7 protein-coding genes are annotated in these 21,986 nt (G+C 70.8%); 3 read left to right on the top strand and 4 right to left on the bottom strand.

Annotation, left to right across the window (positions count from 1 at the left end; all coding sequences use genetic code 11):
- Positions 1–248: 248 nt before the first annotated feature.
- Entirely contained in the window at positions 249–1,499 is a 1,251-nt protein-coding gene (locus GIS00_RS23725; protein WP_154770952.1) for a bifunctional glycosyltransferase family 2/GtrA family protein, read from the bottom strand.
- A gap of 92 nt (positions 1,500–1,591) precedes the next feature.
- Positions 1,592–2,362 (bottom strand): SDR family NAD(P)-dependent oxidoreductase, encoded by a 771-nt coding sequence (locus tag GIS00_RS23720; RefSeq protein WP_154770951.1) that lies wholly within the window; start codon positions 2,360–2,362, stop codon positions 1,592–1,594.
- A 94-nt stretch (positions 2,363–2,456) separates the two neighbouring features.
- On the opposite strand from GIS00_RS23720, the gene GIS00_RS23715 reads away from it, so the two are divergent.
- A complete protein-coding gene (locus tag GIS00_RS23715; RefSeq protein ID WP_196073428.1) occupies positions 2,457–3,038 on the top strand; it encodes a TetR/AcrR family transcriptional regulator in 582 nt (193 codons plus the stop codon).
- A 9-nt stretch (positions 3,039–3,047) separates the two neighbouring features.
- Here the strand turns inward: GIS00_RS23715 and GIS00_RS23710 are convergent, their stop codons facing one another.
- Both GIS00_RS23710 and GIS00_RS23705 read right to left on the bottom strand, forming a co-directional pair.
- Positions 3,048–4,580, bottom strand: coding sequence for a sensor histidine kinase (locus tag GIS00_RS23710; protein WP_154770949.1), 1,533 nt, complete (start codon positions 4,578–4,580; stop codon positions 3,048–3,050).
- Positions 4,558–5,319, bottom strand: a complete 762-nt coding sequence (locus tag GIS00_RS23705; protein ID WP_154770948.1) for a response regulator transcription factor — start codon at positions 5,317–5,319, stop codon at positions 4,558–4,560. Before GIS00_RS23705 ends, GIS00_RS23710 begins: the two co-directional genes overlap by 23 nt.
- Positions 5,320–5,533: 214 nt before the next feature.
- Here GIS00_RS23705 and GIS00_RS23700 point away from each other — a divergent pair, with 214 nt between their 5' ends.
- Both GIS00_RS23700 and GIS00_RS28055 read left to right on the top strand, forming a co-directional pair.
- On the top strand, positions 5,534–6,325 hold the full coding sequence (locus GIS00_RS23700) for a hypothetical protein (RefSeq protein ID WP_154770947.1): 792 nt from the start codon (positions 5,534–5,536) through the stop codon (positions 6,323–6,325).
- A gap of 159 nt (positions 6,326–6,484) precedes the next feature.
- The gene (locus GIS00_RS28055) at positions 6,485–21,880 is read left to right on the top strand and encodes a malectin domain-containing carbohydrate-binding protein (protein ID WP_154770946.1); all 15,396 of its coding nucleotides are present in this window, start codon (positions 6,485–6,487) and stop codon (positions 21,878–21,880) included.
- Positions 21,881–21,986: the final 106 nt, after the last annotated feature.

Below are 21,986 nucleotides of genomic sequence, written 5' to 3'. Positions count from 1 at the left end.
GCTGCCTGCGTTCCCTGGTCCTGGCGGAACGCCTGGCGCTGGAGCGGGCGGCCAGGGTGGTTGCGCTGTCCGGTCATCCGCTGCTGCGCGACGTCGACGTCACCGTCGTGGAGAACCTCGCCGCCTGGGCCCGGGTGGTGCGGTCGGAGCACGGGACCGGCCCGGCGACCACCCATCTCGAGGTGTCCGCCGGGCCGGGGACCAGTGTCCGGGTCCCGCTGGACCTGGTCCGCGAACTGCTCCGCGTCTCATCGCCTGCGGAACACCCACCCGCGCAGGAGCACGAACCGGAGCACGGTCGACACCAGGTTCGCCACCACCAGGACGGTCAGTTGCAGCAACCGACCCGCATCGGGGGCGGCGGCGTCCAGCAGCGCCAGTGATCCGCTGGTCACCGCCAATCCGAGCAGGAACACCCCGAAGCCCTGCAGGTGATGTCGGCCGGCACCCTCCCGCTCGGTGATACCGAAGGTGAACCGGCGGTTCGCGGCGGTGTTGCCGACCGCGGTGATCGCGAGTGCCAGGAAGTTCGCGAGCTGGGCCCCCGTCCAGGAGTGGAGCACCAGGAACAGCAGCAGGTACGCCAGCGTCGAGACGACACCGATCGCCGCGAACCGCACCACCTGGGTGGTCATCCCGGTCGGTACGCCCGCGGTCCCCGGGTCCAGCGGTGCCCGGCCGAGCTGCGCCCGCACCGATGCCACCGGGAGGCTGCCCCGGGCCAGCGCCCGGCCCACCCGCCACACCCCGCGCAGGTCCTCCTTCGCCGTCCGCACGATGTCGACGCTCGACTGCGGGTCGTCCACCCAGTCCACCGGCACCTCGTGGATCCGGAGGCCGGAACGCTCGGCCAGCACCAGCATCTCGGTGTCGAAGAACCAGCCGTCGTCCTGCACCATCGGCAGCAGCTGCCGGGCAACATCGGCCCGCACCGCCTTGAACCCGCACTGCGCGTCGGAGAAGTGGGCGGCGAGCGTGCCGCGCAGGATGAGGTTGTAGCAGCGCGAGATGATCTCCCGCTTCGGCCCGCGGATCACCCGCGAGGTGCGGGCGAGCCGGGTGCCGATGGCCAGGTCCGAGTGGCCGGACAGCAGCGGGGCCACCAGCGGCAGCAGTGCCGCCAGATCGGTGGACAGGTCGACGTCCATGTAGGCCAGCACTGTCGCGTCGGATCCGCTCCAGGCGGCCTTGAGCGCCCGGCCCCGGCCCTTCTGCGCCAGGTGCAGCACCCGCACCCGGTCGAGTTCCTCCGCCAGTGCGTCGGCGATGCGGGGCGTCTCGTCGGTGGAGGCGTTGTCCGCCACGGTGATCCGGAACCGGTACGGCAGCGACTGCTCCAGGTACCGGTGCAGTCGGCGGACGGCCGGGGCGAGGTCGTGCTGCTCGTTGTACACCGGGACCACGATGTCCAGGTCGGTGGTGATCTGGTCCCCGCTGCGGTCCGGGCGCTCGTCGGGCAGCCGGATCCGGTGCGGCGAAGCAAGGGAATCGGTGGTCATGACGACCAGCGTCGGCACCGGTGCTGTGCCGGTGCGCGGGCCGGACTGTGGCGGTGCTGTGGGGCACCCGGCCCCTGGACCGGCCGGCCCTGTCAGCCGAGCATGCGGGCGGTCATCGGGATGAGGATCCGGCGCGGCACCAGCCGGGTCGACCAGGCGACCAGCGCGTTGGCCCGCCCGTCCACCACACCCGGAGGGGTGCGGCGGGAGTCGAGCGCGCGCAGGGCCGTGGCGATCACCTGGTCGACGTCGCGCATCGTGCCCACGGCGGCGGACTCGGTGCCGACCACGTCGAAGAACTCGGTCCGGGTGGGCCCGGGGGACAGCGCGAACACCTTGACCCCGTGCGGGCGTGCCTCCTGCCAGACCGCCTCGGAGAAGGTCCGGACGAAGGCCTTGGCCGCCCCGTAGACGGCCATCCCGGGCAACGGCTGGAAGGAGGCCGTGCTGGCCAGGTTCACGATGGCGCCGGACCGGCGGGCGATCATCCCGGGCAGGAACGCCCGGGTCAGCGAGACGAGAGCCCGGACGTCGACGTCGATCTCGTTCTCGATGCGGGCGGCATCCGACTCCGCGAGCGGTCCGTGGGTGGCGAAGCCGGCATTGTTGACCAGCAGGTCCACCTCGCCGTCGACCTGCTCGATCAGCAGCCGGCCGGCGTCCGGCTCGGCCAGGTCGGCCGGCAGCACCTGTGCCCGGATGCCATGTCTGGCAGTCAGTTCCGCCGCCAGCTCGCGCAGCCGGTCCTCGCGGCGGGCGACCAGCACCAGGTCGGAGCCGCGGGCGGCGAAGGTCCGGGCGAAACCGGCGCCGATGCCCGAACTGGCTCCGGTGATCAGAGTGCGGGACGGGGTGAACGGCATGTCTTCCTCCTGGGCGGTGACGGGGCAGTTCGGTGAACACCTGTGACTGTACACCTGTTAACTCTTGTTGGTTGACAGGTGTACAGTGATGATCGTGACTGCACAACCCCGGGTGTCCAACCCACGCGGGTCGGGCCTGCGGCTGCGGTCGGAGCTCATCTCGGCGGCTCGTGACCTGCTGATGAGACCTGCTGACGGGCCGCCGTTCTCGCTGCGCGCGGTGGCCCGGGCGGCCGGGGTCTCGCCGACCGCGGTCTACCAGCACTTCCCCTCGTTGCCCGACCTGGTGACGGCCGTGGTGCAGGACCGCAGCGATCAGCTGTCGGCAGCGGTCGGTGCGCCGGACGGGCCGCCGACCGCGGAGGCGCTGGCCGACCACGCGCTGCGGTACCTGGAGTGGGGGGTGGCGAACCCGGGTGCCTACCAGTTGCTGTTCGAGAGTGCCGAGCGGCTGGGGCATCCGGTCGGACCGGGGACGCCCGGCTGGTCGATGATCGACGACCTCACCGACTGGATCCGGCCGGTGGCGGGGGAGGACGCCCCCGCGCGGGCGATCCGGGCCTGGACGCAGTTGCACGGGGTGGCCTCGCTACGGATCCACAAGCCGGACCTGCCGTGGCCGACCGGGCTCGAGGTCGAGGCGGCCCGGATCGCCCGGCAGACGCTGGCGGACTGAGGATCCCGCTCAGCCTCGGGGGAGCCGGACGGTGGCCCGGGTCAGGCCCGGCCGGCTGTCCACCCGGACGGTACCGCCGTGCGCCGACACCACCGCGGCGACGATCGCCAGGCCCAGTCCGGTGGATCCGGCGGCCCGGGAGCGGGACGAGTCGCCCCGCACGAAGCGCCCGAAGATCTCCGGCTGCAGGTGATCCGGGATGCCGGGACCGTTGTCGGTGACGGTCATCTCGACCGCATCCGCGTACTCGCGGACCGATGCGGTGACCAGGGTCCCGGCCGGGGTGTGGTTGCGGGCGTTGGTCAGCAGGTTCGCCACCACCTGGTGCAGCCGGGCTCCGTCGCCGACCACGGTGACCGGTTCCTCGGGCAGGTCCAGCTGCCAGCGGTGGTCCGGCCCGGCCACCCGGGCATCCGACATCCGGTCCACCAGCAGCATCGTCAGGTCCACCTCCTCCTGGGCCAGCGGACGGCCGGAGTCCAGCCGGGCGAGCAACAGGAGGTCCTCGACGAGGGTGGTCATCCGTGCGGACTCCGATTCCACGCGCCGCAGCGCATGCCCGACGGTGCCCGGGTCCTGTTCGCCCCGGCGGGCCAGTTCGGCGTACCCGCGGATCGCCGCGAGCGGCGTCCGCAGTTCGTGGGAGGCGTCCGCGACGAACTGCCGGACCCTGGTCTCGCTGGCCTGCCGGGACTCCAGCGCGCCGGAGACGTGACCGAGCATCTGGTTGAGAGCCGCACCCACCTGGCCGATCTCGGTGCGGGTGTCGGTGTCCCGGGGCGGCACGCGCACCGACAGGTCGACCTCACCGGTGTGCAACGGCAGGGTGGACACCGCGCGGGCGGTGGCGGCGACGCGCTCCAGCGGCCGGACCGAGCGGCGGACGATGAAGAAGACCAGGCCGCCGCCGATGAGGATGGCGCCGCCGGCGACGACCGCCATGATGATGCCGAGCCGCACCTGGGTGTCCGAGACCTGGTCCAGGGACGCACCGTTGATCAAGGTGATGCCACCGGAGGTGGTCTTCGCGGCGACCCGGAACTCGCCGGTGCTCAGCGACACGGTGACCGGCCGGCCGTCGTCGGCGACCGCGAGCAGTGCGGCGCGGTCGGCGTCGGTGAGTGCGACGGTGTCGTAGTTCTTCTTGATGTAGCCGGTGGCGACCGCGCCGTCCTGGACGCACGCGAAGAGGCCGTCCGGGTCCGGGCGGTTCTGCGTGGTGCAGGTGGTCAGGTTCGTCCCCGGTCCGAAGGTCGGCTGCTCGCCCGACGTTCCGGAGTTGCCGGAGCCGTTCTGGCCGCCCGGGAACCGGTCCTGGGTGATCGCGATGCGCGAGTCCACCTGCTGGACGAGGTAGTTCGACAGGAACACCTCGGTGACCACGCCGATGACTGCGCAGACCACCACGATCACGCCGACGAAGCCGGCGATCAGCTTGGTGCGCAGGGTCACCGGACGGCGCCCGGCCGTGCGCCGGTCGGTGGGCGGCCGGTCGGGAGTTGCCGGGGGAGTGGGGATCTCAGGCGGCAGGCTTGAGGACATAGCCGAAACCGCGCATGGTGTGGATCATCGGCGGTCGGCCGGCGTCGATCTTCTTGCGCAGGTAGGAGATGTAGAGCTCGACGATGTTGGCCTGGCCGCCGAAGTCGTAGTTCCAGACCCGGTCCAGGATCTGCGCCTTGGACAGCACCCGCTTGGCGTTCCGCATCAGGAAGCGGAGCAGCTCGAACTCGGTGGCCGTGAGCTGGATCAGGTCGCCGCCGCGGTGCACCTCACGGGAGTCCTCGTCCAGGCTGAGATCGCCGACGGTGATGGTGGAGCTGTCCGCAGCCAGTGCGGTGTGCGAACGGCGCAGCAGCGCGCGCAGCCGCAGCACCAGTTCCTCGATGGAGAAGGGTTTGGTGACGTAGTCGTCGCCGCCGGCGGTGAGACCGGCGATGCGATCCTCGACCGCGTCCTTGGCGGTCAGGAAGAGCACCGGGGTGCGGTCGGACTCGTTGCGCATCCGGCGGAGCACCTCGAGACCGTCCATGTCCGGCAGCATCACGTCCAGGACCACCAGATCCGGGCGCATCTCGCGGGCGGCGGCGACGGCGGAGGCGCCGTCGGCGGCCGTGCGGACCTCCCAGCCCTCGTACCGGAGCGCGAGCGCCAGCAGCTCGGACAGGGTCTGCTCGTCGTCGACGACCAGGACCTTGATCGCCCGGCCGTCGGGCCCGCGCAGGACCTCCCGCGCGTCGGTGCGGGGGGTGATGCCGGCGAACGGTGTGCTCGTGCTCATGGGAACGATCCTGAGCGCGTCCTGTGTGTGGCGGCTTGCTCCCGCCTGTGGAGTACCTGTGGATCGCCCGACCAGGGGTGACAGGACCGGCCCCGGTCTGCCGGGGCACATCGGTTCCGGACGGTGCGCACAGCGACCGGACAGTGCCGGAACCCAGCATCGGGGTCATGCGGGCGGTCCGGACCGGAGCGCCATGGACTCGAGAGGCCTTGCGATGAACGATCAGTACCGCGACACGGACCATGACGGCGGCACCACCACGGTCGCCGATGCGACCCCGGTCTGGGGGGCTGCGCCGGAACCGGTGCCAGTCGCTTCCGGTGATCCCGCCGGCACCACACCGCCGAAGAGGAAGATGTCGACCATGGCGCGCACGCTGACCGCGGTCGGGGTGGCGGCGGTGATCGGTGTCGGGGGTGTGGTGGCCATCAGCGCGGCCAACGGGTCGGAGGCGACGACCGCGACCGCCCAGGGGCCCGGTGGTGCCGGTGGCACCGGCGGAATGGGCGGCACTGGCGGCTTCGGCGGGGGCCAGATGGGCGGCGGTGCCGGCGGGATGGGCGGGACGGTTGGCGGCGCGAGCGCGCTCAGCGGTGCGCTGCACGGCCAGTTCGTCACCGAGGACTCCTCCGGTGCGGTCGTCACGCAGCAGCTGCAGACCGGCGAGATCACCGCGGTGTCGGCGACCTCGCTGACGGTCGCGTCCTCCGACGGCTTCTCCGGGACCTACGTGATCGGCGACGGGCTGGACGTGTCGTCGCTGGCGGTGGGGGACACCGTGACCGTGATCGGGACCGTCGACGGCAGCACGGTGACGGCGACCTCGGTCTCCACCGGGTCGACCGCCGGCCAGGGCGGGGCCGGCGGATTCCAGGGCGGGACGCCGCCGCAGGGCGGGACGGGTCAGGACGGGACCCTTCCGCAGGGTGGCACCGATGGGACCCTGCCCCAGGACGGCACCGGAACCGGTGCGGGAGCGACGGATTCCGGGGTGACGACCGCCTGATCCGCGGTTCTGTCACACGGAAGTGGTGCGGGGCGCGCGTTAGTTCCCGGTGTTGGGGCGGACCAAACGCGAGAACCCCTAGATCTGGCGATGACGTGACGAACCGGACACAGGGATGTTGAACGTCGTTTTGACTCGACGTCTCCCTGGGGGCTTTCTGTGTCCACCTCACGCACTGCCGCGTCCCGGTTCGGCCACCGTTCCGGCCCCCTGCGCAGGCGCACCAAGGCGGCGATCGCCGCCTTCGCGGCCCTCGCCATGGTGCTGCCGCAGACCCTGCTCGCGCCCGCGGCTGCGGCCGCGGATCCGGTGATCAGTGTCAAGTACCAGTTCAACAGCACGGCAGGGGTGAACGCATCCGGGTACCTCAAGGACACCGGCGCTGCGTACAACGACGCCGACGGCCGGGGGTGGGTGCGGCAGGACAGCCTGGCGGGAACCCATGTGCCGTATGCGATCCCGCTGAACACGCGGTACCGCAACGCGACCGGCTGTCTCGCCGCCTCGTTCCCCGAGCGGCAACGCTCCCTGATCCACATGCAGGCCCCGGCAACGACCACGACCAACGACGCGACCCCGGCGGCGTGGGAGTATGCCGTGCCCAACGGCGACTACCAGGTGACCGTCGGCGTCGGCGACTCGCAGGTGGGCAACGACGCCGAGTCGCACGTCCTGCACGTCGAGGGCGTGACGGCCTTCAACCAGATGCCGAAGCCGGGCACCACCGGGTGCCAGACGGCCGGCATCAACGCGAACACGGTGTGGGTGAGGGTCACCGACGGCCGGCTCACGATCGACGCGCTGGGCGGCCAGAACACCAAGCTGAACTTCGTCACCATCGACTCGGTGCAGATCGCCAATCTGGTGGCCACCCCGTTCGCGACCTCCATCGGCCTGGACTGGGACGACCTGAGCGGCGCCACCGGCTACAAGGTGTGGCGCAGCACCACGCTCCCGGTCAACACCGCGGGTGCCACCATCGCCACCCCGACCGACTCGACCTGGACCGACACCACGGCGGTGAAGGGTCAGGTCTACTGGTACGTGGTGGCTCCGAACACGGCCTCCGCCGGCGCGGCGACCGGTGCGGTGATGGACGACGGCACGCCTGCCGCAACGACTTTCCCGGCGAAGTTCAACTTCCAGAACAACGTGACGCCGCCGGCCGGGTGGACCGGCGACTACGGCCAGAACTACGCGAACGTCCGTGGCTACGGCTGGCTCGACGCCGCGACCGGCGCACCGCTGAGCATGATCACGAACGGCCGGACCCGGACCCCCGCTGCCGGTGAGACCGCGGTCGACCCGACGCAGATGACCACGATCCACATGCAGGGCAACACCCTGATCGGCTTCTACGGCGCCGGCGCCACCGGTACTCCGACCCAGGGCAAGTGGCAGCTGGCGGTGCCCAACGGCTCCTACGACGTCACCGTCTCCGTCGGCGACTTCCAGGTCGGCACCGACGCCACCTCGCACGTCATCAACCTCGAAGGCACCCGCGTCGTCGACAACTTCGTCCCGACCGCGACCACGAAGTTCCAGGTGAAGACCGCCACCGTGCAGGTCACCGACGGATTCCTGAGCGTCGACGCCAACGGCGGCAAGAACACCAAGCTCAACTACATCACCGTCGCGCAGACCCCGGCCGATGCTCCGCCGGCCGCCCCGACCGCGCTGACCGCGACCGCCGGTGACCACTCGGTGGCCCTGGACTGGGCGGACAACACCGAGTCGGACATCGCCGGCTACAACGTGTTCCGCTCCACCACGTCCACCGTCGCGACCACCGGTACCCCGCTGAACGGCGCCACCGCACTCACCACGAGCGCCTTCACCGACACCACCGCCGAGAACACCACCACCTACTACTACGCCGTGGTCGCCGTCGACCAGGGCGGGAACAAGTCGGTGGCCTCCTCGACCGTCTCGGCCACACCGGATGCGGCCTCCCCGGCACTGGCCGAACTGCCCATCAAGATCAACTTCGGCAGCGAGACCGCCGGCAACGTTGCCGGTTACGACAAGGACTTCGGCCAGGGCTTCACCAACTCGGCCGGCCGCGGCTGGGTCGCCGTCGGCACCCACACCCCGACCAGCCTGGTGAACAACGGGCGGTTCCGCGATCCCCGGGCGGGAGTTCCGGACCTGCAGCGCGGCCTGATGCACATGGCCTCCGCCGACATCCCGGGCTCCTTCACCGGCACCAAGACCCGCGGCGACTACGAGATCGCCGTCGCAGACGGCACCTACGACGTGACCGTCAGCGCCGGCGACCAGCCCGGTTCGGCCACCGCCTCCTGTGTCACCCCCTGCTACGACTCCACTCACACCATCAAGGTCGAGGGCACCACCGCCATCAATGCCTTCAAGGGCACGGCGGCCAAGGAGTTCGACATCCAGACCGTCACCGTGCAGGTGACGGACGGCCGGCTGACCTTCAATGCCACCGGCGGCACCAACACCAAGATCAACTACATCATCGTCGAGCCGACCGACCTGACCCCGCCGGCGATCCCGACCGGTGCGACCGCGACCGCCGGTGACGGCACCGTCGCCGTGTCCTGGACCGCGGTCACCGCCACCGATCTCGCCGGCTACCACGTCTACCGGTCGACCAGCACCCCGGTCGCGACCAGCGCCGCCAACCGCATCACCGCGACCCCGCTGACCGCCACCCAGCTCGCCGACACCTCGGTCGTGAACGGCACTGCGTACCACTACGTCATCACCTCGATCGACACCAAGGGCAACGAGTCCGACGCCTCCACCGAGGTGGACGCCACCCCGGCCGACAGCACCGCCCCGGCCGCGCCGGTCGGGCTGACCGTCACCGCGGGCGATGCCTCCGCGACGGTCCGCTGGACCCCGTCCACCGAGGGCGATCTCACCGGGTACCGGGTGTACCGCAGCACCACCAGCCCGGTGTCCGTCGAGGCCGCCAACCTGGTGGCCTCGCCGACCGCCGCCCAGTTCGACGACACCGGTCTGACCAACGGGACCACGTACTACTACGTGATCACCGCACTGGACGACGCCGGCAACCAGTCCCCGGCCTCCGCCGAGAAGTCCGTGGAGCCCACCCCCGCACCGGATGTCACCGCACCGGCCGCCCCGACCGGCCTCACCGCCACCGCAGGCGATGCCAAGGTGACGCTGCAGTGGACCGCTAACACCGAGGACGACCTGGCCGGCTACACCGTCTACCGGTCGGCCACCCCGGGCGCCGCCGGCGTCGAGATCGGCACCGCCGCCTCGACCAGCGCGTCCTACGTCGACGCCACCGCGCTGAACACGAACACCTACTACTACGTGATCGTCGCACGGGATCTCGCCGGCAACGTCTCGCAGCAGTCCAACGAGGCGTCCGCCACCCCGGCCGACACCACCCCGCCGGCCGTCACCACGGGTCTGGTCGCCACCGCCGGCATCCAGAGCGTGACCCTGACCTGGGCCGCCAACACCGAGGCCGACTTCCGCGGCTACCGGATCTACCGCGGTACCTCCGCAACACCGGCGAGTGACGAGAACAACCTGATCGGCATCGTTCTCCGCACCGCCGGCCGCACCTTCCTGGACACCGATCTCGATCCGGGCGTCCGGGTGTACTACCAGATCGTGTCCTACGACACGCTCGGCAACCGGGCCGCCGCGTCGGCCGCGGTGAGCGCAGTGCCGACCGCGACCCCGGACACCACCGCTCCCGCGGCGCCGACCGGGCTCACCGCCACCGTCGCCGACGGTGCCGTGTCGCTGACCTGGACCGCTGTCACCGCAGGCGATCTCGCCGGGTACTCGGTCTACCGCTCGGCGACCGCCGGCGGTGCCCGCACCAAGCTGACTGGGACCCTGCTCACCGGGACCACCTTCGTCGACAGCTCGGCGACCCCTGGCACCACCTCGTACTACGTGGTGACCGCCTCCGACACCTCGAACAACGAATCCGTTGCCTCGAACCAGGTGTCGGCCGCGGTGCCGGCCGCCGGCCTGGACGTCAAGTACGTCTTCCAGACCGACGCCGCCCCTGTGCCGGCCGGTTGGACCAAGGACATCGGTGCCGCCTGGACCGACGCCGCCGGTCGCGGCTGGGTCCGCCAGGACACCCTGACCAGCGCCAACCACACCCCGCTGGATCTCACCGCGAACACCCGGCTGCGCACCCGGACCACCGTCACCGACCTGCAGAACCGGATGATCCACCTGCAGTACGGCGACATCGTCCCGCTGCCCACCGGCAACGGGACCTTCACCCCCGGCGCCTGGGAGCTGGCCGTGCCCAACGGTCGCTACACCGTGGGGGTCTCGGTCGGTGACCAGCCCGGCGCCGCCAAGACCGGCTGTGCCGCACCGTGTTACGACAGCAAGCACACCATCCGCGCCGAGGGCGTGACGCTGCTGAACCAGTTCCAGGCCACCGCCGCGAACGAGTACGGCACCGCCACCGCCACCGTCGACGTCACCGACGGCCGGCTGACCATCGACGCCCTGGGCGGCAACAACACCAAGCTCAACTGGGTCACCGTCGTCGGTGCCGGCCCGATCGCGCCGGACACCCAGGCCCCGGCGGCGCCGACCGGTCTGACCGGGATCGCCGGCAACGCCTCGTCCACCCTCACCTGGACCCCGCCGGCCGACCTCGACGTCGTGGGCTACCACGTCTACGGCGGCACCGGCGCGGTCGTCGTGCCCGGCCCGGACACCCGCCGCAACACCAACCTGCTGACCGGGCCGAGCTTCTCGGAGTCGGGCCTGACCAACGGCACCACCTATCGCTACGTCGTCACCGCGGTCGACGCCGCCGGCAACGAATCGCCGGCCTCCGTCTCGGCGACGGTCACCCCGGCCGCCGGAGCGGGCAACAACTTCGCCGTCAAGGTGAACTTCCAGGACGCCGCCTCCACACCGCCGGCCGGCTACGTCGACGACCACGGCCAGGCGTTCGGCGCCCGGACCGAGGGCGACCAGGGGACAGGTCTGACCTACGGCTGGGTGAACATCGGTACCAACACCCCGCTCTCGCTCGAGGGCAACGGCCGCAACCGCAACACCGCGAGCCCGTCGGCGAACGAGCCGGACCTGCGCCTGGCCACCCTGGTGCACTCGCAGCTGGCCCCCTCGGTGACCACCGGCGTGCACACACCGGGCGCCTGGGAGATCGCCGTGCCCAACGGCTCCTACGAGGTCACCGTCGGTGTCGGTGACGCCGGCACCGCCATCGACAGCTCGCACTGGCTGAACATCGAGAACCAGAACGCCGTGGCCGCTTTCGTGCCGGCCTCGGGCAGCAAGTACTCGATCGCCTCCCGCACCGTGACCGTCACCGACGGCCGGCTCACCCTGAGCCCGGCCGGTGGCACCAACACCAAGTTCCTGTACGCCGACATCGCCGCGCTCGACCGCGGTGGGCGTCCGTTCACCACGGCCGTGAGCCCTGGCAACCTGGCCACCTCGGTCGTGGACAACACCACCGTCACCGCGGACAACTCGCTCAACGCCGACACCGGCGCCGTGGACGAGACCACCCTCGGCGGCAACAACGTCACGCTCACCCGGGTGTCCGACGGGGCCCGCGTCGCGGGCACCGGTGCCACCAGCGGTGGCGGCGACACCGTGTCGTTCCTGCCCGCGGCCCCGCTGGCGGCCGGCACGCTCTACCGGTTCACCATCACCTCCAACGTGAAGGACAAGAGCGGCCGCGCGTTCCTGCCGTTCTCCAGCGTCTTCACCACGGCCACCACCACCGGTGGCGGCGGCGGTGACTTCAGCGGCGTCGCCTTCGACAAGCTCGAGTCGGGCGCCGCGACCGGTGCCAGCTACACCTCGCTGGTGATCGGGCCGGACGGCAAGCTCTACGCCGGCAGCATCTACGGCCAGATCTACCGCTGGACCATCAACGCCGACGGCACCCTGGCCAACCGGGAGACCATCAACACCGTCCGTACCCATGCCTCGACCGCGGGCTGGGAGGGTGCGCCGAACCGGACCATCATCGGCCTCGCCTTCGACCCGGCGTCCACGGCGGACAACCTGATCCTCTGGATCACCGACAACTACGCCTATCTCGGCGCGAACGTGCCGGACTTCACCGGCGCGGTGGCGAAGCTGACCGGTCCGAACCTGGAGAACTACCAGGAGGTCGTGGTCAACCTGCCGCGGTCGATCAAGGACCACGAGACCAACTCGATCGCGTTCAAGGACGGCAAGCTCTACATCACGCAGGGCTCGATGAACGCCATGGGCGCCCTGGACGGCACCTGGAAGCGGGACGAGCACCTGCTGTCCGCCTCCGTGCTGGAGCTGGACCCGGCCAAGCTGGGTGCGCTGCCGCTCGACGTCGCGACCCCGGACATGGGCACGATCCCGGCCCGGGGCGGTGTCCCGGCCCACGCCGGCGCCTACAACCCGTACGCGGCGAGCGCCCCGCTCACCCTGTACGCCACCGGTATCCGCAACGCCTTCGACCTGATCTGGCACTCCAACGGCCGGCTGTACTCCGGCACCAACGGTTCCGCCGCGGGTGGCGCCACCCCGGCCACCCCGGCCACCCTGCCGGCCTCCTGCGCCAACCGGCCGGACGGCGGCTACACCGGCCCGAACGTGCCGGCCATCGGCAACAACCAGCAAGCGGAGACGGACTACCTGTTCGACGTCAAGCAGGGCAAGTACTACGGCCACCCGAACCCGGTCCGCTGCGAGTACGTGCTGAACGCCGGCAACCCGGCCGGCTACACCGGCAACCCGCTGTTCAAGGTGAACGCCTACCCGCTGGGCACCCCGTCCGATCCGAACTACGACCTGGCGGGCGTCCACGACGCCGGTCTGCACGCCTCGGCGAACGGCACCATCGAGTACAAGAACACCGTCGCCTTCGGCGGCAAGCTGGCCGGTGCCGTCATCGTGGTCCGCTACAGCGCGAACCAGGAGATCGTCGCCTTCTCGGTGACCGGCAACGGCGGGGTCTCCGACGCCGTCACCGGCATCACCGGCTTCACCGGGTTCCGGCAGCCGCTGGACATCGCCCAGGACGTCACCACCGGCAACCTGTACGTGTCCGAGCTGACCGACAACCCGGCCACCACCGGCATCAAGCTGCTCAAGCCGCAGGGCGGCGGCAGCGCGCCGAAGGCGGAGGCCACGCCGCGCGTGGTCTTCACCGAGGTCGCCGGTGGCGCAGCCAGTGCCGCGAAGAACGTGTCCGTGAAGAACATCGGCGGCCTGCCGCTGACCATCACCGGCGCCACCTTCTCCGGTGCCGACGCGGCCCTGTTCGCCCGCTCCGGCGGCCCGACCCTGCCGACCACCGTGGCCCCGGGCGCGACCGTCACCTTCCCGGTGACGTTCAACCCCACGGTCCCCGGACCGCGCGGTGGCACGCTCGTGCTGGCCACCAACGACCCGACCACGCCGACCACCTCGGTCACCCTGCGCGGCCTGGGCACCATCGGTACCGGCGGCACCAACGAGCCGTCGCTGCAGTGGATCCTGGACACCCTCCAGATCCCGGTGAACGTCGGCGATCCCGATCCGACGAACAACGACATGCCGGTCGGCAACGCGCTGATCGGTGAGGAGGTCGCCGTGACCTCGTTCACCAAGGCACTCTTCGACCGTGTCGTCGGCATCACCCCGCTGTCCCTGTTCGGCCCCGCCGGACCGGCCGGCAACCCGAACGTGGCGATCGTCGCCGCGCACTCGACCGCCGACCCGTCGGCGCGGACCGTGCTGTTCAACGGCCCGAACACCTCGAACCAGCAGGTGCTGCCGGAGGTCGTGACCGTCGGCGAGTACGACCTGGAGACGCCGTTCGGCTTCGACGTCACCTTCCCGGGCCTGTCCGGCCGGGTGGCGTACAGCGAGGACGCCCTGAACACCTGGGCGACCGGCGGCAACAACCACAAGATCCGCGTGTACCCGATGAAGAACCCGGACGGGTCCCTGGTCGCGAACGCGTACATCATCGCGCCCGAGGACGTGCCGACCGGCGTCGACTTCCAGGACGCGGCGTTCGTGGTGACCAATGTGAAGCCGGCTGCCCTGACCGGCGCCGGGAAGCTCTCGGTCACCCCGTCCGAGCTCGTCTTCAGCGGGGTGCGCGGGAACACCACGGCCGGCAAGCCGCTGACCGTGACCAACACCGGCACCACGCCGCTGAACATCTCCTCCGTCACCCTGACCGGCACCAACGCGGGCTCGTTCACCCTCACCGGTGGCGCGCAGTCGCTGGCCGTCGGTGCGACCGCGACCTACACCGTCGCGTTCAAGCCGGGTGCCGCCGAGGTGGGTTCGCTGTCCGCAGCGGTCCGTTTCGTCTCCGACGACACCGCTTCGCCGACCACGGATGTCGGGGTCTACGGCCTCGCCACCACCGGTGAGCAGGGCAACAACGAGCCGCCGCTGAAGGCGGTCGTCGACACCCTCGGCTACCCGATCAACGTCGGCGGGACCGGGCTGATCCTCGGCGTCTCGCCCACCCCGATCGGCGACGAGGTCACCGCACCGCTGTTCGTCAAGGCCGGCGCCGCGCCGGTCACGATGACCCCGGTCGCCCGGTACTCGCCGGACGAGCTGCTGCCGTTCGGCTGGTACCTGCCGAACGCGGGTGACCCGCAGACGAACCAGGTCGCGACGATCGCGCTCGACCAGGAGCAGACGCTCAACCCGGCCGTCGTGGCCGGCGGCGGCAGCTCCTTCGACCCGGGCACCGCGTCGTTCGGCTTCTACGTCGACTCGCTGTCCTTCAACCGGAAGAGCTACACCCAGGACGGGCTGAACACCGGTACGCCGCATGCGGTCCGGACCTACCCGGCCAAGAACCGCGCGGGTGTGCTGATCCCGAACACCTACCTGGTCACGTTCGAGGACGCGTCGAACGGCGACTACCAGGACTACGTGTTCCTGGTGACCGGCGTGACGCCGGCCGGCAGCGGCGGGTCCGGCACCCCGATCGCCCGCATCGACTTCCAGCCGGCCACCGCCACCGTCGCCACCGGCTACACGGCCGACACCGGCGCCGCCTTCACCGCGGCGCGCGGCTTCGGCTGGGTCACCCCGGGCACCACCACGCCGATGGACATGACGGCGCAGACCCGCGACCGGGCCGGCACCGTCGATCAGAAGCTGCGGACGGTCATCCTGATGCAGCCGACGGCCACCCAGTCCCCGGCCGGCCCGGGCGCCTGGCAGTACGCGGTGCCGAACGGGACCTACACGGTCACCGTCGGTGTCGGTGACTCCAACTTCACCGACTCGGTGCACCGGGTGCAGGTGGAGGGCCAGACCGCGATCGCGAACTTCGCCCCCACCACCGCCGATGCCTTCCGCACCGGGACCGTCCAGGTGACCGTCACCGACGGCTTCATCACCGTCGACGCCACCGGTGGCACCAACACCAAGCTGACGTTCCTGGACATCGACCGGCCGGTCACCGGGGCGGACACCACGCCGCCCACGGTCTCGGCCGCCGTGTCGGGCCTGCAGGCCTCGGCCGGGGTCTACAAGAACAAGGCCACCATCACCGTGGTCGCCTCCGACACCGGCAGCGGCGTCGCGGGCACCTCGTACAGCCTGGACGGCGGGGCCTTCCTGCCCTACACCGCCCCGGTCGAGGTGACGACGGTCGGCACGCACACCGTCCGGGCCCGCGCCCAGGACGTGGCCGGCAACCTGGCGACGTCCGCCACCACCACCTTCTCGGTGGTCGCGGCGGGTGCCAGCAAGGCCGTGCTGACGCTCGAGAACGCCGACGGGGTCCCGTACTCCGACCGGCTGACGATGAACCGCATCCAGAACCCGCAGACGGGGACGACGTGCAAGGACGCGGCGGCCTGTGACCCGGTGACCGGTCCGTTCATCCCGGCGAACACGGTGCACGACACCACGTCGCTGGTCATCCGCAACACCGGTACCGATCCGCTGAACGTCACCGAGCTGGCCGTCACCGGTCCGTTCACCCTGGTGACTCCGCCCGCGCTGCCCGCGTTGGTCGCGGTCGGCGGCACCCTCACGGTGCAGGTGCGGTTCACCGCCACCACCATCGGCACCAGCGGTGGCCTGTGGAACGGCACGCTGACCGTCGGGTCGGACGACCCGGCCCGGCCCAGCGTCCCGGTCGAGCTGGCCGGCTTCTGGCAGTCGATCTCGGAGGGCGGGCAGGAGCCCGACCTCTCCGAGCTGGCCCGGCTGTTCGGGTACACCACGACCATCACGGCCGCCGGTGTCCCGCTGAACCAGCAGGGCAAGGTCACCGCCAGCGGTGACGAGGTGCTCAGCCCGTACTGGCTGCGCGCCGATGCCTCGCAGCCGGTCTCGGTGCGACAGCTCGCGGCGTACCACACGCAGGGCAACACGGCGACGTTCAAGTGGAACGTCAAGGGCTCCAACACGACCACCAACGTGCTCACCCACGCCGGCGTCGACGGGCAGTCCATCCTGCCGCACCGCAACGGCTCGACCACGCTGCCGGCGTCCGGGACCTTCAGCCCCACCGGGGCCTTCGGGTTCCAGATCGACGGCGAGTGGAGCGATCCGGTCAAGAACAACCAGGGCGTGGACAACGCCAACGGTTGTGTCGGGGCGTGCGGTCACCACCTGCGGGCCTGGAGCGTCCGGGACCGCAGCGGTGCGGTGGTGCCGAACACCTGGCTGGTGTCCATGGACTACTCGGGCATCAACTACGACTACCAGGACAACGTCTACCTGGTGACCAACATCAAGCCGGAGGTCGCGGTCGACCCGACCACGCCGCTCCCGCTGCCCGGTGCGGCCGCGCTGAAGCTGGACTTCGCCACGGCCGTGGCCACCACGCTGGTCGACAAGGACGGCCAGGGCACCGGTTTCCTGTCCACCCAGCCGAACAAGCTGGACACGACGGTGGGCTCGGACTCCTACAAGGCGTCGCTGCTCGACCTGGTCACCGGTACCCCGGGCACCCTCGCGGTGAGCTCCTCGGGCACGGCGACCGCCGGCACCAACGGCAGCAACGACAACACCCTGGCGAACGGTCTGCAGCTGCCGTTCGACGGATCCGGCGGCGCCTACTCGGTGTCCGGGCGGGTGCTGGGCTCGCTGGCGGAGATGAACGCCGGCAGCGAGCAGCAGGGCATCATGGTCGGCACCGATCAGGACAACTTCGTCAAGGTCGCGGCCATCAACAAGTCCGGTGTCCCGAGCATCGAGCTGTACGCCGAGATGGGCGGTACCGGCGCGACTGTCGGCACCGCGGTGACCATCCCGGCGCCGGGCACGGTGACCTCGCTCGACCTCGCGCTGCTCGCCGACCCGGCGGCCGGCACCGTGCGCGGTGCCTACCGGATCGGCACGGGTGCCTGGGTGGTCATGCCGACCGCCTACCAGGTCCCGACCGCGTCGCTGGGCCGGGTCTTCGGCCAGCGCACGGCCGGCGGCATCCTGGTGTCCCACAAGGGCGGGGTGGCGTTCACCGCCACCTACGACTCCTTCGGGATCACCGCGGGTGACGTCACCGCGGCCGCGGCGGCCCGGGACGCGCTCTACCGCCTGGACGTGGCCGGTGCCGGCAACTACACCGACACGCTGGGCCAGGTCTGGACCCCGGACACCGGGCGCTTCGGCCCGTCCACCGCGATCGCCGAGGGTGCCACCACGGCTCCGCAGGAGATCGCCGGTACCGACGACGACACGCTGTACCGGACCTACCGGGGCAACGTGGGCAACGTGGCGCAGGCCCAGCGGGTGCTGACCTACACGCTGCCGTCGAAGGGTGCGACCAAGGTCGACGTCCGCCTGCACTTCGCGGAGCGGGCGGCGGCGAACAACACCGCCGGCAAGCGGCTGTTCGACATCGAGGTGGAAGGGGCGGCGGTGCGTCGCAACTTCGACATCTACGTCGCCGCAGGCGGTCAGAACACCGCGACCACCCTCACCGTGCCGAACGTGACGGTCGTCGGCGGCACCATCGACCTGGCCTTCCGGGCCTCCGTCGACTACCCGTCGATCGCCGCCATCGAGGTGCTCTGCCAGGGCAGCTGCCCGCCGGCCGACACCACGGCGCCGGCCGCGCCCACCGCCCTCACCGGGACCGCCGGGTCCGGCGGGGTCACCCTCGACTGGGCGGACAACACCGAGGCCGACCTGGCCGGGTACCGGGTCTTCCGGTCCTCCTCGGCCACCGGCACCTTCACCGCGATCGGCACCGCCACCACCTCGGAGTTCACCGACACCTCGGTGACCACCGGTGCCACGGTGTACTACCAGGTGCGGGCGTTCGACTCCTCGGAGAACGAGTCGGCGGCCTCGGCCACCGCCTCGGTGACGCCGCCGCTGCCGGCCACCATCCGGATCAACACCGGTGGCCCGGCGCAGACGGTGTCCGGCACCACCTGGTCGGCGTGTTCCTCGCTGACCGCCTGCTCCAACTGGGTCTCGGGTGGCAACGCCTACTCGGAGGCGGACACCATCACCGGCATTCCGGCGGGGATGAACAACACCATCTTCCAGACGGAGTGGACCGGCGGCGGTTCGACGGCCGTCGGTGCCCGGGCCTTCGGGTTCTCGGTGCCGGTGACCAACGGCTTCTACCGGGTGCGGCTGCACTTCGCGGAGCTGAACAAGACGGCGGCGAACACCCGGTTGTTCGACGTCCGGCTGGAGAACGCCACCGTGCTGTCGAACTTCGACATCTGGGTGCAGGCAGGTGGGATCGACAAGGCGATCGTCCGTGAGTTCACCGCGAACATCACCGACGGTGCCGTGACGATCGACTTCATGAAGCGGGTGGAGAACGCGAAGATCTCGGCGATCGAGATCATCCCGACCACCGCCCCCGACACGACGCCGCCGGCCGCGGTCACCGGGGTGACGGCGACGGGCTCGGCCACGGGCATCGCCCTGGCCTGGACCGCCTCCACCGCCACCGATCTCGCGGGCTACAACGTGTACCGGGCGTCCTCGGCGACCGGGACCTACACCAAGGTCAACACGGCACTGCTGACCGGCACGTCCTTCTCGGACACCGCCGCTCCGCAGGGCGTCGCCTCCTACTACCAGATCACCGCGGTGGACCAGACCGGCAACGAGTCGGCCCGCTCCGCCACGGCGAACGCGACCCGGCCGGACACCACCGCGCCGGCCGTCGTCGCCGGGGTCACCGCGACCGGTTCCGGAACGGGCATCGCCCTGACCTGGACGGCCTCGGCCGCAACGGATCTGGCCGGCTACAACGTGTACCGGGCCTCCTCGGCGACCGGGACCTACACCAAGGTCAACACGGCACTGCTGACCGGCACGTCCTTCTCGGACACGTCGGCCCCGGTCGGCGTGGCCTCGTACTACCAGGTCACCGCGGTGGACACCTCGGCCAACGAGTCGGCCCGCTCGGCCACGGTGAACGCGACCCGGCCGGACACCACGCCTCCGGGCGTGACCACCGGGGTGGCGGCGACAGCGTCGACCACCGGGATCACGGTCAGCTGGACCGCGAACCCGGCGACGGACCTGGCCGGCTACAACGTCTACCGGGCGTCGTCGGCCACCGGCACCTACACGAAGCTGAACACCGCACTGGTGACGGGGACGTCCTTCTCGGACACCACCGCGCCGCAGGGTGTCGCGTCGTACTACCAGGTGACCGCGGTCGACACCTCGGCCAACGAGTCGGCCCGCTCGGCCACGGTGACCGCGACCCGGCCGGACACCACCCCGCCGGCTGTGGTCACCGGCGTCGCGGCCACCGGATCCACGACGGCCGTCGCCCTCACCTGGGGTGCCTCGGCCGCCACGGACCTGGCGGGCTACAACGTGTACCGGGCGTCGTCGGCCACCGGCACCTACACCAAGGTGAACACCGCCCTGGTGACGGGGACCTCGTTCTCCGACACCTCGGCCCCGGTGGGGACGTCGTACTACCAGATCACCGCGGTGGACAACTCCGGCAACGAGTCGGTGCGGTCCGCCACGGTCAACGGCACCAGGACCACGGCGCCGACCCCGCCGCCGGTGGTCACCGGGGTCGCGGCCAGCGGTGCGGCGACCGGTAACACGGTCACCTGGACCGCCTCCACCGCAACGGGTCTGGCCGGGTACAACGTGTACCGCTCGGCCTCGGCGACCGGCACGTTCACCCTGGTGAACACCGGGCTGATCACCGGCACGTCCTTCTCGGACACCGGGGCCCCGGTCGGCACGTCGTACTACCAGGTCACCGCGGTCAACACGGCGGCCCAGGAGTCGGCGCGGTCGGCGACCGTCCAGGCCACCCGGCCGGCGGCCCCCGGCGGTGGCACCACCGTCCGGATCAACGCCGGTGGTGGCACGCAGAACGTGAACGGCACGGTGTGGTCGGTCTGCACCTCGGTCGGCAACTGCTCGAACCGGGTCTCCGGCGGCAGCGCCTACTCCGAGCAGGACACGATCACCGGCATTCCGGCGGGGATGAACAACACCATCTTCCAGTCGGAGTGGACCGGCGGTAGCGGAATCACCGTCGGTGCCCGGGCCTTCGGGTTCTCGGTGCCGGTGACCAACGGTTCCTACCGGGTGCGTCTGCACTTCGCGGAGCTGAACAAGACGGCGGCGAACACCCGGACCTTCGACGTCCGGATCGAGAACGCCACCGTCCTCAGCAACTTCGACATCTGGGTGCAGGCCGGCGGTATCGACAAGGCGATCGTCCGGGAGTTCCCGGTCACCATCACCGACGGTGCGGTGACGATCGACTTCATGAAGCGGATCGAGAACGCCAAGATCTCGGCGATCGAGATCCTCCCGGTCACCACACCGGACACCACACCCCCGGGTGCGGTCACCGGGGTGGCGGCGACCGGCGCCGCGGGCGGCGTCACGGTCAACTGGGCGACGAACACCGCCTCGGACCTGGCCGGGTACAACGTGTACCGCTCGACCTCGGCGACCGGCACCTACACCAAGGTGAACACCGCCCTGGTGACGGGCACGTCGTACCTCGACGCGGCGGCTCCGACCGGTGTGGCGTCGTACTACCAGGTCACCGCGGTGGACCAGACCGGCAACGAGTCGGTGCGGTCGGCCACGGTCAACGCCACCCGGCCGGCGGCGAACCGGCCGACCATCCGGATCAACGCCGGTGGTGGGGCGCAGTCGGTCTCGGGGGTCACCTGGACCCGCTGCACCTCGGTCCCGAACTGCTCGGGCTGGGTGTCGGGTGGCGGGGCGTACTCACAGGCCAACACCATCACGGGCATCCCGGCCGGCATGAACAACGCCATCTTCCAGTCGGAGTGGACCGGAGGTCAGACCTACGGGACCCCGGTCGGGGCGCGGGCCTTCGGGTTCTCCGTCCCGGTGGAGAACGGTGCCTACCGGGTGCGGCTGCACTTCGCCGAGCTGAACAAGACGGGCGCCAACCAGCGCACCTTCGACGTCCGGCTGGAGAACACCACGGTGCTCACCAACTTCGACATCTGGGCGCAGGCCGCGGGTGCGAACAAGGCGATCGTCCGGGAGTTCCAGACGACCGTCGCCGACGGAGAGGTCACCATCGACTTCATCCGGCGGATCGAGAACGCCAAGGTGACGGCGATCGAGATCATCCCGGTCAACTGACCCGCGGCTGAACCGACAACGCCCGGTCGATCCGAGAGGATCGACCGGGCGTTCCCGTGTGCGGCGGAGACGCCGGTGCGGGTTGGTCGGCCAGAACGTGCGCCGG

Origin of the sequence: Nakamurella alba, from assembly GCF_009707545.1 — a bacterium.
GTDB classification, from domain to species: domain Bacteria; phylum Actinomycetota; class Actinomycetes; order Mycobacteriales; family Nakamurellaceae; genus Nakamurella; species Nakamurella alba.
Note: the sequence above shows the minus strand (reverse complement) of the source record. Positions and strands in the feature narration are given on the sequence as shown.

Excerpts from the sequence above, each read along its gene's own strand:
- GIS00_RS23725 (WP_154770952.1), bottom strand. The coding sequence starts at position 1,499 with ATGACCACCGATTCCCTTGCTTCGCCGCACCGGATCCGGCTGCCCGAC.
- GIS00_RS23720 (WP_154770951.1), bottom strand. The coding sequence starts at position 2,362 with ATGCCGTTCACCCCGTCCCGCACTCTGATCACCGGAGCCAGTTCGGGC.
- GIS00_RS23710 (WP_154770949.1), bottom strand. The coding sequence starts at position 4,580 with ATGTCCTCAAGCCTGCCGCCTGAGATCCCCACTCCCCCGGCAACTCCC.
- GIS00_RS23705 (WP_154770948.1), bottom strand. The coding sequence starts at position 5,319 with ATGAGCACGAGCACACCGTTCGCCGGCATCACCCCCCGCACCGACGCG.
- GIS00_RS23700 (WP_154770947.1), top strand. The coding sequence starts at position 5,534 with ATGAACGATCAGTACCGCGACACGGACCATGACGGCGGCACCACCACG.